This is a genomic window from Brevibacterium permense (genome assembly GCF_013280495.1).
Classification (GTDB): Bacteria; Actinomycetota; Actinomycetes; order Actinomycetales; family Brevibacteriaceae; genus Brevibacterium; species Brevibacterium permense.
Map to the genome: position 1 here is coordinate 197293 of NZ_JABSSX010000003.1, position 14763 is coordinate 212055.

The following is a 14763-nucleotide window of genomic DNA, read 5'->3' on the forward strand; positions in this document are numbered from 1 at the left end:
GGTGACCAGAGCGACAGACGACGTCGATGGCGAGCCTTCGAGTGCTCCCGGGCGCCATTCTGCCGACGATCCGACAGACGACCGGGGAGACGACCCAACAGGTGACTCTGGCTTCTACAGCAAGGGCCCGCTGCGGCTGAGCGGTGACCAGGTGCCGGCGACGACGACGGACCAGCGCCTCCTCGAATCGAAGTCGGGCACCGACTGGGTGCATGAGGACCCGTGGCGTGTCATGCGCATCCAGGCCGAGTTCGTCGAAGGATTCGGCTCGCTGGCCGAGATCGGACCGGCAGTGTCGATCTTCGGCTCAGCTCGTCTGACAGCCGGTACCCAGGCTTATTCGGACACCCGCGAGATCGCTCGCCGCATCGCCGAGAACGGCAATGCGATCATCACCGGCGGGGGCCCCGGAATCATGGAGGCCGGCAACCTCGGTGCCTGCGAGGGCGGGGGAGTGTCCATCGGGCTGGGCATCGAGCTGCCCTTCGAGACCGGACTCAACAAGCATGTCGAACTCGGCGTGAATTTCCGCTACTTCTTCGTCCGCAAGACCATGTTCCTCAAATACTCGCGCGCATTCGTCGTCATGCCCGGCGGCCTGGGTACTCTGGACGAACTGTTCGAGGCCTTCACCATGGTCCAGACCGGCAAGATCACCTCATTCCCGATCGTGCTGTTCGGGACCGACTACTGGGGCGGGCTCGTCGACTGGATGCAGAACACTCTGCTGGCCGCGGGGACGATCAGCGAAGCAGACCTGAACATGTTCACCCTCACCGATGACATCGACGAAGTCGTCGCCGCGATCGGACCGGGAGACGGCCGGGATTCGGTCGTGGCCAATGCTGCGAACCGTCGACCATGAGGGGCGACATCTCATCAGTGCCGGAGGGCGAACGGTTCGATCTCGCCCGGGCTCGGCCCGGAACCCCGGCGATCATGGCCGTGATCAACCGCACCACAGATTCGTTCTACGAATCCGTCGCCACTCTCGAGGAGGCGATCACGGCAGTGGAGGCGGCCGCCTCGGCGGGTGCTCAGATCGTCGATATCGGGGGAGTGCGCGCCGGCCGCGGACGGGAGATCTCCGTGGCCGAGGAGATCGACCGCGTGTGCCCGACCGTCGAGGCCGTCGCAAGGTCCCACCCGCACGTGCTCATCAGCGTCGACACGTGGCGTCATGAAGTGGCCGAGGCCGCCTGCCGGGCCGGTGCGGGACTGCTCAACGACACCTGGGCCGGGATCGACCCGAAGCTCGCCGAGGTGGCCGCCCGGCATGATGTCGGCATCGTCTGCTCCCACACAGGGGGATTGGATCCGCGCACCGACGCCCACCGCAACCGCTATGGCCTGCAGGCCGGTGACGTCGTCGATTCCACCTTGGCAGGCGTCATCGACCTCGCCGAGGCGGCGCGTGCAGCAGGGGTGCGCGAAGACCGGATCATCATCGATCCCACTCCCGACTTCGGGAAGAACACGTACCACTCGCTTCGTCTGCTGCGCGAACTCGACCGGTTCGCCGCGACCGGCTATCCGGTGCTGCTGGCGATCTCACGCAAGGATTTCGTCGGTGAGGCCATCGGTGAGGTCGCCCCGTCGGACCGGCTGTACGGAACGATCGCCGCGACCGCGCTGGCCATCGAGAAGGGAGCGGCGATGATCCGCACCCACGATGTCAAGGCTACTGCCGACGCCATCGACGTGACCGTGGCGATCACCGGTGAAGCGGCGCCGAGACACACCGTGCGCGGACTGCGCTGAGCATTCCGTGCAGGCGCCTATGTGAAAATGGGGGCATGCCTCTGTGGATTGTCATCGGTGTCGCAGCTGCGGTCTTCGTCCTCGTATTCGTCGTCGCAGCGACCTTCAACGCCTTCTCTTCCGAAACCGTCGACGAGGCCGAAGAGAGCTGGACCGGGCTGCCGGCGGAGTTCACCGGCAAGGACCTGGAATCGGTGCGGTTCCGGCCCGCTCTGCGCGGCTATCGGATGGAAGACGTCGACGCGGCCATGGCGATGCTGCGCACACGCCTGAGCGAACTCGAGACCGCAGCCGCCCCCGCCGAGGCGGCTCCGCCCACCAGCCCGACAACCGCACCTGACGGACCGGAAACGGCTGCCGGACCACGATGAGCCGCCCCGCAGACCTCCCCGGAATCACCCTCGCACCCGAAGTCTTCGACTCCTCCCGTTTCAGCCGCCTCGGCGCTCTGTTCATGGCTCTGCCGGTATGGCTGCAGGCCGTGGCAGTGTACTTCGCCTCCCGTGTCGTGAGTATGTCGATCTTCGCCGCAGTCCTCAAACGGCAGGACCCGGCGAACTGGTCGTCGTCGCCTGTGACGACGACGCTCAATGACTTCCTCAACTTCTGGGACGGCGGCTGGTACGGGCGCGTCGCCGATGAGGGCTATCCCCGCATCCTGCCCGTGGACGACTCCGGAGCGGTCGCGGAGAACCAGTGGGCGTTCTACCCGCTGCACCCCTCGATCGTGTCCACCCTGGCCGACCTCACGGGGCTGAGCTACGAGGTCATCTCGCCGATCGTGTCCACGATCGCCGCCGGTCTGGCCTCGATCGTCATCCTCCACCTCTTCCGTAAGTACGTCGACGACGGTCAGGCGCTGATGGGCCTGGCGCTCGTGATGTTCTTCCCGCCGGCCGCGATCTTCTCCACCGGCTATGCCGAATCACTGACCCTCCTGCTGCAGGCGACGGCGCTGTTCCTCGTCGTCGAGCGTCGCTACCTCACCGCGATCCCGGTCGTCGTCTTCATGGATCTGTCGCGGCCGATCGGCGTGGCGTTCTCGTTCTTCATGCTCTTCCACCTCATCGACCGCTTCCTCCGTCGCCGCAGCGATCCGTATCCCACCGGCGAGGTGATCCGGTCCTGGACCCTGGGCGTGCTCTCCTGCGCAGCGGCCCTCATCCACCCGATCCATGCCTGGTGGTCAACGGGGTCGCTGACGGCCTATACCGACACCGAGGCGGCCTGGCACACCGGCGAGACCACGTTCGTCGTCCAGTGGGTGGCTCGGTCGATCAGCCTCATCGGTCCGCTCGGTCCGGTGCTGCTCGTCATCGTCGTCGCCGGAATGCTCGCGTTGATCTTCTCCCCGGCGGGAGCGCATATGGGACGGACGCTGCAGCTGTTCTGCCTCGGGTACGGCCTGTACCTGCTCATGTTCTTCAATCCGCAGACCTCCACCCTGCGTCTGCTGCTGCCGCTGTTCCCGCTGGCCCTGACGTTGTCGCTGGTGCGCTCACGAGGCTACCGGGCCGCGATGCTGGTGGCCTATATCCTGCTTCAGATCGTGTGGGTCGCCTACCTGTGGCACTTCACTCCGCCTGCCGATCTGCCGCCGTGATCGCCAGCTGATCCCTCGGGGTGACCGTCCATTGGGCGGGAGAGTTACCGGGAACGCGCGGATCATGGAATAATCGTAGGTACATCATTCGGTCCACCTGGTGTGAACCGTCTTTGAATGACAACGGAAGGAAGAGCCCATATGGCAGCCCAGAAACCCCGCACCGGCGACGGACCTCTGGAAGTGACCGAAGAAGGCCGAAGCATGGTGATGCGGCTTCCAGTCGAAGGCGGAGGCCGTCTGGTGATCGAACTCAGCAGAGATGAAGCCACCGGACTCCACGACACTCTCGCCCAGACCTTGGGGCTCTGAGCCGACGGCCGCAGAACACAGCCGGACGGAGACACACGAACAGCAGAGACTTACCTGTAAGTCTCTGCTGTGCTCGTTTCACCGGGTCTTCTGCAGCAGCAGCAGCCCTTCTCCGATGGGCAGCAGCACGCGCTCGAGGTGCTCCTGTTCGGCGATGCGGTTGAGCATGCTCCGTGCCGCCTGGGTCCGGGGACTGCGATCGACGGGATCGGCGACGGCGCCCTTGAGCAGAGTCTTGTGGATGACCAGTAGGCCCTGGGCATCGAGCAGTCGGAGAGAGGGTTGGATCATTCTCTCCAGGCTGCCCGGCTCCACGTCGATGAAGACCATGTCATAGGCCGAAGGCGCAAGGCGTTTGAGAACCTCTTCGGCTCGACCGCTCATCAGCCGCAATCGCCCCGGCCGGATTCCGGCCATGTCGACGAGGTCACGCGCTGCGCTCTGGGTCGTCGAATTCGTGTCGATCGACGTCAGTATCCCGGCGGTCGGCATCCCGCGCAGAAGTGACAGCGTCGACGTTCCCACACCGGTGCCGACCTCGACGGCCGCGACCGGGGTGAGCAGTCGGGCCAGCAGCGTCAGCGTCCTCGCCGTGGTTTGGGACACCGGTGCGATCCCGAACTCATGCGAGTGGGTGCGAGCGGCGTCGAGCAGCGGATCGGGACCGTTGTACTGTTCCGAGAAGGTGAGATCACCTGCATTTTCGCGTGCCAACCGGCCCCTCCCTTCTGGTGCTGAGTTCTCCCAAGTCTAACCGCAATCGGGGTCGATTCCGTGGCTGCGCCACAGCCGATCGAGTTCGTCGACTTCGAGGAATGCCGCGCGTTCGACCCGCTCATGAGAATGCGGTGTGCACTCCTCTTCCCAGTGGATGCTGGCGCGGGCGAAGATCTCGGGCGGCAGGATCCCGGCCGCGTTGACGACTCGCCACCAAGTGACGTTCGATCCGAATTCCCTCATCACCCGTCCGACATAGCGGGGTGAGCAGTCGGCAACGGCGCCGACTGTCCCGTAGGCGACGACGCGTGCGGCGGGTACGAGTTCGATGATGCGCAGCACCCGTTCGACTGCTATCTCGTCCACTGCACCTCCCGGCAGGATCGGGATGTCGAACCTGAGCTGACCATGAGTCGATGCTACCGCCGTCCACGGTAGACTTGAGGCCATGTTCGGTATCAACGGCACCGAAATGGTGATTCTGGTCGTTGTGGCGTTGGTCGTCATCGGACCCAAACGCCTGCCCGAATACGCTCAGAAGCTGCGTGACTTCGTGCGGCAGATGCGTCGCATGGCCGAAGGCGCGAAGGACAGCGTCCGACGCGATTTCGGCGAGGACTTCAAGGATGTGGACTGGCAGAAGCTCGATCCGCGCCAGTACGATCCGCGCCGCATCGTACGTGAGGCACTGGTCGAAGAGGATGCGGCCATCCGCGAGTCCAAACGTCAGGAACTGGCCTCGCAGGAATCGTCATCGGCTGAGTCCTCCGGTGCTGCCCTGTCCACTCAGACCGACACCGAGGCGGCCCCCACCCGGGAGCAGTCACCCATCGAACGGTTCCAAGCTCAGGTCGGCCTGCGCGACCGTTCCGCCGCGGCACCGTTCGACCCCGAAGCCACCTGAGCCACCCCGGAAGCCACCTGGGGTTGAGGCAGACGGCGTCTGTCGGGCCATGTTGCATTCCCGCCTCAGCGCGGGCGTCAGCCGCTCAGTTCTTCATCACCGCGGGATGTTCGGGATTCGAGCACAGCTCATCGCCGTAGCCGCGGCAGAAATACGACCCGCCGTTCTTCCACTCGATCCCGGAGAAGAGCTCGCGCACGGTCACTGCGTAGAGGCCTTTGTCCGCCACGGCCGAGAACACCTGCGGGGCAGCCTTCGCGGTCGACGGATGGATGGAATGCATGAGCACGATCGATCCGGGGCGAGTCAGTGACTGCACGCGTCGGACCGTCTTCTTCGCATCTCTGTGCTGCCAGTCTCCGGTATCGACGTCCCAGATGATCGCAGGACCGCCCAGAGCGTGTGCTGCGCGTTTGTCGAGGGCACCATAGGGCGGACGGACGAGGGGCTCGTCCTTCACTCCGACCGATCGCAGCGATCTGTCCGTCCGGTCGAGCTCTCTGCGGAGCGTCGCCGATGCGGTCTTGTCCATCTGCACATGCGAGAACGTGTGATCGTCGACTTCATGGCCGGCGGAGATGATCCGCTCGGCCACTTCGGGGAAGGCATCTGTGTTCTTCCCGAGAAAGAAGTATGTCAGACGGATGTTCGCCTCATCGGCTGCGTCGAGGATCGTCTGTTCGGTCTTCGCCTCTCCGGGACCGTCGTCATAGGTCAGTGCCACACAGGGCAGCAGCGCACAGGAGAAGTCGGGGGAGCGCAGATCGAACGGCTGCGGCAGTTCGAGACTGCTGTGCAGCGCCTTCTGGACTCGGTCGCCGATCGAGGACAGATCGGTGTCGGAGGCCGCAGCGTCATTGATCGTCAGCGTGCCGGTGTCATCGGCTCCGACAGCTGCCGGGTCGACCGGTGCGGCGAAGAGCCGGCGGGCATTGACTGTGCTGTCGTGGGCGAGATCGGTCAGCAGCAGTCTTGTCTGCGGATGCGGCGACTGAATATCGACTGCGGTGACGACGAATTTCCCACCGCTTGCCAGCACCCTGGTGCTGATGTCGATGGCACGCGGGTCTACTCGAGACGCTGGCGCGTCAGCGATGCTGGTCTGTGCTGGTGTGAAAGCCGTCGTCGGCCATCTGTGGACGGGTGCCGTCTGAACGGGATCGAAAGCGGCGCGATCGGCGAAGCCTCCTGAACCGTCGATCAGGGACAGCACATGTTCTTCGATCGCGGCATTCAACGAGGCGGCCGCGGGCAGTCCGAAGGTGTGGACGTCGAGACGAGGAGCGCGTTCGTCCGAAACCACTGCGTAGCTGCGCAGCTCTGCGGAGAGAGCGTCCCGGTTCTCGGCGGCGATCGTTCGCTGCGCGGGTTCCACCGACCGTCCGGGCGCGGGGTCATCTCGAATCGCAGTGACGACAGCGCCGGCCAAGAGGACGAGAGCGGTCAGAGCGCTGAGGCCGGCGAAGACAGAGTAGACGAGGGTATCGCGAGGGGAGAGAGGAGACACCGCCTCAGACCGGGCTCAGTCCCAAGGATCTGCCGGACAGGCCGCGACTGCGTCGCCGCAGCGACTCCGCAAGGGTGTCGAAAGCCCTCGCCGCAGGCGAATCGGGATTGCCGAGCACGACCGGGGTACCCGCGTCCGAACCTTCCCGCAGACGAGTGTCCAAGGGGATCTGGGCGAGCAGCGGAACCTCCTGGTCGAGGGTGGCGGCGAGGTTCTCGGCCACGCTGGCGCCTCCGCCGGAGCCGAACACCTCCATCCGGGTGCCGTCGGGCATCTCCATCCATGACATGTTCTCGATGACTCCCGCCAAGGTCTGCTTCGTCTGTGTGGCGATGGACCCCGCGCGTTCGGCTACCTGGGCGGCCGCCGATTGCGGTGTGGTGACGACGAGGAGTTCGGATTCGGGCAGCAGCTGAGCCACGGAGATCGCGATATCGCCCGTGCCGGGAGGCAGATCGAGCAGGAGCACGTCGAGGTCGCCCCAGAACACATCGGTGAGGAACTGCTGCAGAGCGCGATGGAGCATGGGACCGCGCCAGACGACGGCCTGGCTCGGCGGGACGAACATGCCGATGCTCATCACCTTCACGTCGTGGGCGACCTGGGGCAGGATCATCTCATCGACTCGGGTCGGCTTGCCGGAGAGACCGAGCATGCCGGGGATGGAGAAGCCGTAGATATCGGCATCGACGATGCCGACGCGCAGGCCCTTGTCCGCCAGGGACACGGCAAGGTTCGCGGTCACCGACGATTTTCCGACTCCGCCTTTTCCGGACGCGACGGCATAGACCTTCGTCAGCGATTCCGGGCGATTGAAGGGGATATCGCGGGTGCCGGAGCCCTGCAGCTTCTCCTTCATCTCCTTGCGCTGTTCGGGCGTCATCGTGCCCAGAACGACAGCCACCTCGGCGACCCCGTCGACACCGGCCACCGCAGCCTTGGTGTCTTTGGTGATCGTGTCCTTCAGCGGGCACCCGGCGATCGTGAGGAGAACTGTGACGGTGACCTTGCCGCCTTCGATCACGATCGATTCGACCATATCGAGTTCGATGATGCTGCGGCGGATCTCAGGGTCGATGACCCCGGTCAGCGCCTCTCTCACGGCGTCCTCAGAGGGACCAGTCATGCCCACGTCCTTTCCTTCCCGGAACAGTGCTCCCGGGCCATCAACACTACCGCTTCGGCGGGCGTCTCGTCATCCGCCTCGAGGGCCGCCTCGGCGCTTTTCGGAGGCCCGGGGATCGACCTTGTCGGTCCCGTTCTCGTCCTGTCTTTCCTCCTCGAGCTCCTTGAGCAGATCCTTGAGCTCGGAGCGGATGAAGTCACGAGTGGCGACCTCACGCATGGCGATACGCAGCGCCGCCACCTCTCGTGCGAGGTACTCGGTGTCGGCCAGGTTGCGTTCGGCGCGCTGCCGATCGTGTTCGAACTCGACGCGGTCCCGGTCGGTGCTGCGGTTCTCCGCGAGCAGGATCAGCGGAGCGGCATAGGAGGCCTGAAGGGACAGGATGAGGGTCAACAGGGTGAAGTTGAGCGACCGCGGGTCGAACTGCCACGATTCCGGCAGCAGGGTGTTCCACAGCAGCCACACCGCACAGAAGACCGTCATCCCGACGAGGAACGCGGGAGTGCCCATGAACCGGGCGAAGGCTTCGGCTCCGCGTCCGAAGGTCTCGGGGGAGACGGTGAAGCTCGGCAGTCGGCGCTTGCTCGACCGCGGGATCTCGAAATCATCGACGGCCATATCTACCCCCTGCTGCGATCGTCTCGACCGGTGGTTCGCCAGTCCTCGGGCAACAGCTCGTCGAGGACGTCATCGACGGTGACCACACCGACGAGGCGATCGTTGTCGTCGGTGATCGGCACCGACACCAGATTGTACGCGGCCAGCAGCTTCGCCACCTCGCCGAGCGGAGTCTCCGGCGACAGCGGCTCGACCTCGGTGTCGAGCATGATGCCCACGGCCTCGTGCGGCGGATGACGCAGCATCTCCTGGATGTGGACGAGACCCAGATATTTGCCAGTCGGGGTCTCCACCGGCTGCCTGCAGACGAAGACCGCGGCTGCCAGCGCCGCCGGCAGGTCTTCCCGTCGGACATGGGCCAGCGCCTCGGCGACAGTGGCTTCCGGAGTGAGGATGACCGGTTCGGTCGTCATCAGACCGCCGGCTGTGTCATCGTCGTACGCCAGAAGCGTACGCACATCTTCGGCCTCATCCGGTTCCATCAGAGTCAGGAATCGTTCGGCCTGTTCATCACTGAGCTCGCCGAGGAGGTCGGCCGCATCGTCTGGAGCCATCTCTTCGAGCACGGTCACGGCTCGTTCGGTTTCGAGTCCGGTGAGGATCTCGATCTGGGTCTCTGCCGGCAGCTCCTCGACGACATCGGCAAGGCGTTCGTCATCGAGGGCTCGGGCCACCTGGAGGCGGCGAGCGGCGTTCATCTCGAAGAGCACATCGGCGAGGTCGGCAGGCTTCGTGTCCTGATAGGCGGCGATGAGCTGCGTGGCTTCCTGATCGACCTCGGAATCCACCGGATGGTCGGCATCCGTCCAGTCGATCTGCTTGGTCTCGCCGCGGCGGCGGAACGCGGCGAAGGCGCTGCGTTCGGGCACACGACGCACGAACAGCCTGGTGACCTCCCAGTCCTTGTTCACCTGCTGTTCGATGCCGACGTCCTCGACGAGCACCGGTGAGTTGTCCTCGCGCAGACGCAGCCGTCGGTCGAGCAGGTCATTCATCACCAGGGTCTCGGATTCACGCTGTTCGAAGCGGCGCATATTCACCAGGCCGGTCGTGATGACCTGGCCGGAGTCGATCGCGGTGACCCGGCCCATCGGCACGAATACACGGCGGCGGCCCGGCACTTCGACGACGAGACCGATGACTCGCGGGAACTGCCGCATCGTCGCACGATAGACGACGACGGCGTCACGGACACGGCCCACCTGATCGCCGAGAGGGTCGAACACGGGGGCGGAGACGAGTCGGGCGACGAAGACTCTTTTCGGTGGACCACTCATGTTCTCAGACTACGTGGTGCATGGAGTTTTCAGTGATCACCTCCACGAATTGAATCGAGATCACATTCGCGGGCGGTGAACGCAGTGGGCGTCGGGTTCCACTCGGCCTCTTTTCCTATTCATCAAGCCGTCCTGCCTGCTTCATCTCGTTGTCGCCCCGTCTCCCTAGGGTCAGTTCTCGGCAGAACCCGCCATAGTCGAATACAGGAGAAATCCATGCAGACACGACGAATCCGCCCGCGCACCGCTGCCGCAGGCCTGGGAGCCTGTGCCGCGCTCTCGCTCTTCGCCCCGCTTCTCTCGCCGACCTCGGCGACGGCCGCGGACGCACCGGCTGAACTCTACGAAGGCCACGTCCAGGTCGACCGCGGCAAGGCCGACGATCCGAAGAAGTTCACCGGTCAGGTCTTCGACGACGTCAACGAGAACTCGAAGCTCGATGGTGATGAGAAGGGCATCTCCGGTGTTGCGGTGAGCAACGGAGTCGACGTCGTCCAGACGGACGGAGACGGACGCTACAAGCTGCCCGTGCGAGACAATATGACCGTCTCGATCACTCAGCCCTCCGGCTGGCAGGTTCCCGTCGATGAGGACAAGGTCGCACAGTTCAGCTACAACCACCTGCCCGAAGGCTCCGGCGACCTCGAATTCGGAGGAATCGAACCGACCGGGGACACGCCGAAGGCCGTCAACTTCCCGATGATCGAATCGCAGGCCTCGGCAAAGGGCGAGCAGAACTGCCCGATCGCCTCCGACACCCAGGCCTATGACAAGACAGAGATGGGCTACGCCCGCGACGGAGCCGTCGGAGACCTCGCCGACCGCAATGACTACGGCGCCTGCGGAGTGCTGCTGCTCGGGGACAACGTCGGTGATGACCTCAGCCTCAACGATGAACTGCGCGATGTCTACTCCCAGATGAACGGACCCGTGCGCGTGGCCCCGGGCAACCATGACCAGGACTACGACGCGGTCGACGACGCTCACGCCCTCGACACGTTCCGTGACCAGTTCGGTCCCTCGTACTTCTCCTACGACGTGGGCAAAACCCACTTCGTCGTCCTCGACAGCATCGAATACGAGGGCAAGGCGAACAGGAAGAAGTACAAGGAGAAGATCAGTCAGGATCAGCTGACCTGGCTGGAGAACGATCTGAAGAACGTGCCGAAGAACGCGCAGGTCGTCGTCGCCACCCACGCGCCGATCCTCACGCACAAAGAGGTCGTCGTCGACAATGCGAAGGACTTCTACGATGTCATCGCCGACTACCCGAACGCCGTGACCGTCGGCGGACACACGCACACTCAGGAGAACCTCGTCGCTGGCGAGACGAGGAAGGAATGGGCTGCAGCCGGGATCGAGAAGCTGCCGAATACGCAGATCGTCGCCGGTGCCGTCTCCGGCGACTGGTACTCCGGCGGCCTCAACGCCGACGGGCTGCCGTACTCGTTCACTCAGGACGCTTCGGAACCGGGCGTGCTCACCCTCGAATACGACGGTGCTTCGCGCAGCGAACGCTACACCGTGCGCAACGAATCCGACGACCACCAGCTGCTGCTCGGCGTGAACTCGCCCGAGTGGCGTGACTGGGCGCAGAAAGCCCAGGACTGGCAGGACGCGGACAAGGATGGCACTGCTCCGAAGGAGATCTCCGAACGCGTCGTCACCCGCGAGGACCTCAAACAGGGCGAGACCTGGCTGACCTCGAGTTTCCTCGCCGGCACCTCGGACGCACGAGTGGAGGTCAGCTTCGACGGCAAAGCACCGAAGCAGTCCGAGCACACTCAGCCGGGCAAAGGCGAAGCTCTGGCCAAGGGCTGGGAGTACACCGATCCGTACACGGCATCTCAGAACCTGCGCACCTCCGGCAATGTGGGCCAGTCGAGCTCGCACCTGTGGCGGACCGAGATCCCCTCGAACCTCGACCTGGGCACCCACACCGCCGAGGTGACCGGAACCGACCGCTACGGTCGTGACTTCACCGAGTCGGTCCGGTTCACCGTGGTCGAGGATGAGGCCGCCGCGAAGACCGAATCGCAGAAGCTGCTGCGTCAGGATGGCTTCGATGCTCAGCAGAAGAAGGAAGTCCGAGACCCGAAGGGTCTCGACTCCGAAGAGGCTCAGTCGGCTCGCAACGACTGACAGCTGAAGAAGGAGCTGCAGCTCCGCGCGGGTGTCGGATGATGGCGCTTGGAAGCTGCGGAGAACTGCGAGGAGCGGGGCCCGCCGAACGGCGGGCCCCGTCTCCGTGATCAGAGAGTGTTGAACTCCGAGGTGAAATCCGGTGCGATCTGGCTCAGCGTCGGCGGCTGCCCCCAAGCACTGTCGACGGGTGTCGCCGAAGCATGGGCGTCGAGGATTGCCAAGCTCAGCGCATCGGCCGCCGCCGCGGAGATCATCACGAGCTCTCGGGTGGCGGCGTCACGATCGGCGGGCAGATCCTGCGCTCCGGTGGCGATGCCGAAGACCGTGTCGCCGTCGAAGAGGGTGTGCGAGGGCTGCACAGCTCGGGAGATGCCCGCGTGCGCACCCGATGCCATCCGTGTGGTCTGCGCCGAGTCGAGGCGTGCGTCGGTTGCGACGATCGCAATCGTCGTGTTCTTCGCGGCAGTCCCCGGGACCGGCGGCGGAGTGGCGGGGAGACTCAGCACCTTCGGCAGATCGAGACCGATCGAGCGCAGCAGCGGGTCCAACCACAGACCGCCCGACGGCGTGCCGATCGTTCCCAGCGAATTCGCCACGACGAGCGCCGCGACTGTGGTTCCGCTGGGCAGCCGGACGGCATAGGATCCGAGCCCTCCGCGCACACTCTGGAACCCGGACCGGGCTCCGATGCCTGCCCCGATGCTGCCTCGGACGTCGTCCGTCCGTCCGGACAGCGCTGCTCGTGTGGCCTCGGCGCCTTCGTCCGGTCTCGGCGGTGCCACGGAACCGTTTCCGCGGCCGAGGTCGAAGATCGCGGCGGCGGGAACGAGCGGAATGACCGCATCGGCAAGTCCGGGCGCAGGGAATCCGAGCCCCGCCTCGGCGAGGGTATCGACGACTCCGGAGACTGCACCCAGCCCGAACGCGGATCCGCCGGTGAGGACGATGGCATCGGCACCATAGGAATGTGTTCCCGGCGCGATGACATCGGTCTCACGGGTGGCGGGGCCGCCCCCGCGGACATCGACGCCGATGGTCGAACCAATCGGGGGCAGCACGGTGGTGATCCCGGTCAGTCGGCTGTCGGTGAACTCACCTGCATGGCCGAGGCGGATACCGGGGATCTCGAGGACTCCGCGCCCGCGGAACGGGCCGAGTCGTGCCTCGGGGCCCGAACCGCGCGCGGTCTCCGAGGTCATCAGCGGTCCTGGGGCCGGCTCTGCAGCCAGGCCTCGATCTCGGCGCGGGTGCGGGGGAAGTCGGCCGAGAGATTCTCCACTCCGTCGGCGGTGACGAGGACGTCGTCCTCGATGCGGACACCGTTGCCGCGGAACTCCTCGGGCAGGAGCAGGTCGTCCGACTTGAAGTACAGTCCGGGTTCGATGGTGAAGACCATTCCCGGTTCGATGGTTGCGTCCAAGTACATCTCCGCTCTCGCCTGCGCACAATCATGGACGTCGAGGCCGAGGTGATGACTGGTGCCGTGGACCATCCACCGACGGTGCTGCTGTCCTTCCGGTGACAGCGAAACGGCGGCGGAGACCGGCAGCACACCGAACTCTTCGAGACGCTTCGCGATGACCTCCATGGCTGCCTCGTGGACCTCACGGAACTTCACAGGACGGTTGGGGTGCTCTGCGGCCACAGCGAACGCGGCATCGGAGGCATCGAGCACGGCATCGTAGATCTTCGCCTGCACCGGAGTGAAGGTGCCCGAAACGGGCAGGGTGCGGGTGATGTCCGCGGTGTAGAGCGAATCGGCTTCGGCTCCGGCATCGACGAGGATGAGGTCACCGTCCCGGACCTGACCGTCGTTGCGAATCCAGTGCAGGGTGCAGGCATTATTGCCCGAGGCGGCGATCGTATCGTAGCCGACCCCGTTGCCGTCGGAGCGAGCGGCGGTCTCGAACGCGGTCTCGACGACACGCTCACCTCGACGGTGTCCGAGTGCCTTCGGCAGCGCTGCCACCACGTTGTCGAAACCGGCGCGGGTGATGGCGACGGCTTCGCGCAGCTGCGCGATCTCGTGGTCGTCCTTGATCAGGCGCAGCTCGGAGAGCAGCTGGGCCAGTTCGGCGTCTCCTGCCTCGGACGTCTCGAGATCGGCCTGGACCTGGGTGCGAGCCAGGTCGATGACTCCGTCGATGCGGGCGTCGGCCTGTCGGACGAGGCGCACGGAGATGGCCCCGAGATCCTTCGTGACGGCGTCGTCGACGGTGGCGGAGCTCTCCGTTGCGATGCCGGTCATGGTGGACATCGCCTCGAGATCGGCACGCGGCCCGACCCAGTACTCTCCATAGCGGGAATCGGAGAAGAACTCTTCCGTATCGGCACCGGCGCGGGGACGGAAGTACAGCGTCACATCGTGGCCGTCGCCCTCGGGTTCGAAGACGAGCACAGCGTCGGGTTCGGAGTCGGCTTCCAGACCCGTGAGGTGGATGAACCCGGAATGAGCGCGGAAGCGATAATCGGTGTCGTTCGAGCGGACCTTGAGTCCGCCGGCTGGAACGACGAGCCGTTCGCCGGGGAATGCCGCCGAGACCGCGTCTCGACGGGCCGGGGTGAAACCGGCGGCGGCGAGAGCCTCGGCGTTGAGGGGAGTGCGATCCCAACCGGAGGCGACGAAGTCGCGGAAGGCAGCGGAATTCGGGCGATGCGAGCGGTTGTTGACGCGGTCTGCGAGGTCCTGAGTTGAGTCTGGGGTATCTGAGTTCTGCTCTGTCATGCCGCCAGTCTAGACGGGCGGAGTGACATGTTGTGTACACGTGGAAGTCGGAACGACAGATGCAGATA

At 65.1% G+C, this 14763-nt stretch carries 15 protein-coding genes; 7 read left to right on the plus strand and 8 right to left on the minus strand.

Annotated elements, in window-relative coordinates; all coding sequences use genetic code 11:
- Position 1 precedes the first annotated feature (1 nt).
- From HK353_RS05925 to HK353_RS05945, 5 genes are all read left to right on the plus strand, one after another.
- Entirely contained in the window at positions 2-865 is an 864-nt protein-coding gene (locus HK353_RS05925) for an LOG family protein (RefSeq protein ID WP_173153799.1), read from the plus strand.
- Positions 862-1761, plus strand: coding sequence for a dihydropteroate synthase (gene folP / locus HK353_RS05930; protein ID WP_217278293.1), 900 nt, complete (start codon positions 862-864; stop codon positions 1759-1761). Before HK353_RS05925 ends, folP begins: the two co-directional genes overlap by 4 nt.
- A gap of 35 nt (positions 1762-1796) precedes the next feature.
- On the plus strand, positions 1797-2132 hold the full coding sequence (locus tag HK353_RS05935) for a DivIVA domain-containing protein (protein ID WP_173153802.1): 336 nt from the start codon (positions 1797-1799) through the stop codon (positions 2130-2132).
- On the plus strand, positions 2129-3364 hold the full coding sequence (locus HK353_RS05940; RefSeq protein WP_173153805.1) for a hypothetical protein: 1236 nt from the start codon (positions 2129-2131) through the stop codon (positions 3362-3364). Before HK353_RS05935 ends, HK353_RS05940 begins: the two co-directional genes overlap by 4 nt.
- Positions 3365-3505: 141 nt before the next feature.
- Positions 3506-3676: a DUF3117 domain-containing protein gene (locus HK353_RS05945; RefSeq protein WP_064485784.1), complete on the plus strand. Its 171-nt coding sequence runs from the start codon at positions 3506-3508 to the stop codon at positions 3674-3676.
- Between the two features lie 78 nt (positions 3677-3754).
- Here HK353_RS05945 and HK353_RS05950 read toward each other — a convergent pair whose 3' ends face one another.
- Both HK353_RS05950 and HK353_RS05955 read right to left on the minus strand, forming a co-directional pair.
- Positions 3755-4390 carry an O-methyltransferase gene (locus tag HK353_RS05950; protein WP_173153808.1) on the minus strand — a complete coding sequence of 212 codons (636 nt, stop codon included), beginning with the start codon at positions 4388-4390 and terminating at the stop codon, positions 3755-3757.
- Positions 4391-4426: 36 nt separating this feature from the next.
- On the minus strand, positions 4427-4759 hold the full coding sequence (locus tag HK353_RS05955; RefSeq protein WP_173153811.1) for an MGMT family protein: 333 nt from the start codon (positions 4757-4759) through the stop codon (positions 4427-4429).
- An 82-nt stretch (positions 4760-4841) separates the two neighbouring features.
- Between HK353_RS05955 and HK353_RS05960 the strand changes: the two genes are divergently transcribed.
- The gene (locus tag HK353_RS05960; RefSeq protein WP_173153814.1) at positions 4842-5297 is read left to right on the plus strand and encodes a twin-arginine translocase TatA/TatE family subunit; all 456 of its coding nucleotides are present in this window, start codon (positions 4842-4844) and stop codon (positions 5295-5297) included.
- An 85-nt stretch (positions 5298-5382) separates the two neighbouring features.
- On the opposite strand, the gene HK353_RS05965 is transcribed toward HK353_RS05960, so the two are convergent.
- The 4 genes from HK353_RS05965 to HK353_RS05980 all read right to left on the minus strand — a co-directional run bounded on the left by HK353_RS05965 (position 5383) and on the right by HK353_RS05980 (position 9825).
- The gene (locus HK353_RS05965; protein ID WP_173153817.1) at positions 5383-6804 is read right to left on the minus strand and encodes a polysaccharide deacetylase family protein; all 1422 of its coding nucleotides are present in this window, start codon (positions 6802-6804) and stop codon (positions 5383-5385) included.
- A 4-nt stretch (positions 6805-6808) separates the two neighbouring features.
- A complete protein-coding gene (locus tag HK353_RS05970) occupies positions 6809-7930 on the minus strand; it encodes an Mrp/NBP35 family ATP-binding protein (RefSeq protein WP_173153820.1) in 1122 nt (373 codons plus the stop codon).
- A 69-nt stretch (positions 7931-7999) separates the two neighbouring features.
- Positions 8000-8548: a DUF1003 domain-containing protein gene (locus HK353_RS05975; protein WP_229663902.1), complete on the minus strand. Its 549-nt coding sequence runs from the start codon at positions 8546-8548 to the stop codon at positions 8000-8002.
- 2 nt (positions 8549-8550) lie between these two features.
- Positions 8551-9825: a magnesium transporter MgtE N-terminal domain-containing protein gene (locus HK353_RS05980; protein WP_101544936.1), complete on the minus strand. Its 1275-nt coding sequence runs from the start codon at positions 9823-9825 to the stop codon at positions 8551-8553.
- Between the two features lie 216 nt (positions 9826-10041).
- Between HK353_RS05980 and HK353_RS05985 the strand changes: the two genes are divergently transcribed.
- Positions 10042-11967 (plus strand): calcineurin-like phosphoesterase C-terminal domain-containing protein, encoded by a 1926-nt coding sequence (locus HK353_RS05985; RefSeq protein WP_173153823.1) that lies wholly within the window; start codon positions 10042-10044, stop codon positions 11965-11967.
- A gap of 110 nt (positions 11968-12077) precedes the next feature.
- On the opposite strand, the gene HK353_RS05990 is transcribed toward HK353_RS05985, so the two are convergent.
- Together HK353_RS05990 and HK353_RS05995 are read right to left on the minus strand one after the other, a co-directional pair.
- On the minus strand, positions 12078-13169 hold the full coding sequence (locus HK353_RS05990; protein WP_173153826.1) for a P1 family peptidase: 1092 nt from the start codon (positions 13167-13169) through the stop codon (positions 12078-12080).
- Positions 13169-14695 carry an aminopeptidase P family protein gene (locus HK353_RS05995; protein WP_173153829.1) on the minus strand — a complete coding sequence of 509 codons (1527 nt, stop codon included), beginning with the start codon at positions 14693-14695 and terminating at the stop codon, positions 13169-13171. Before HK353_RS05995 ends, HK353_RS05990 begins: the two co-directional genes overlap by 1 nt.
- Between the last annotated feature and the right edge of the window lie 68 nt (positions 14696-14763).

Coding starts and splice junctions, on each gene's coding strand:
- folP (WP_217278293.1), top strand. CDS start 862: ATGAGGGGCGACATCTCATCAGTGCCGGAGGGCGAACGGTTCGATCTC.
- HK353_RS05935 (WP_173153802.1), top strand. CDS start 1,797: ATGCCTCTGTGGATTGTCATCGGTGTCGCAGCTGCGGTCTTCGTCCTC.
- HK353_RS05940 (WP_173153805.1), top strand. CDS start 2,129: ATGAGCCGCCCCGCAGACCTCCCCGGAATCACCCTCGCACCCGAAGTC.
- HK353_RS05945 (WP_064485784.1), top strand. CDS start 3,506: ATGGCAGCCCAGAAACCCCGCACCGGCGACGGACCTCTGGAAGTGACC.
- HK353_RS05960 (WP_173153814.1), top strand. CDS start 4,842: ATGTTCGGTATCAACGGCACCGAAATGGTGATTCTGGTCGTTGTGGCG.
- HK353_RS05970 (WP_173153820.1), bottom strand. CDS start 7,930: ATGACTGGTCCCTCTGAGGACGCCGTGAGAGAGGCGCTGACCGGGGTC.
- HK353_RS05975 (WP_229663902.1), bottom strand. CDS start 8,548: ATGGCCGTCGATGATTTCGAGATCCCGCGGTCGAGCAAGCGCCGACTG.
- HK353_RS05980 (WP_101544936.1), bottom strand. CDS start 9,825: ATGAGTGGTCCACCGAAAAGAGTCTTCGTCGCCCGACTCGTCTCCGCC.
- HK353_RS05985 (WP_173153823.1), top strand. CDS start 10,042: ATGCAGACACGACGAATCCGCCCGCGCACCGCTGCCGCAGGCCTGGGA.
- HK353_RS05990 (WP_173153826.1), bottom strand. CDS start 13,169: ATGACCTCGGAGACCGCGCGCGGTTCGGGCCCCGAGGCACGACTCGGC.
- HK353_RS05995 (WP_173153829.1), bottom strand. CDS start 14,695: ATGACAGAGCAGAACTCAGATACCCCAGACTCAACTCAGGACCTCGCA.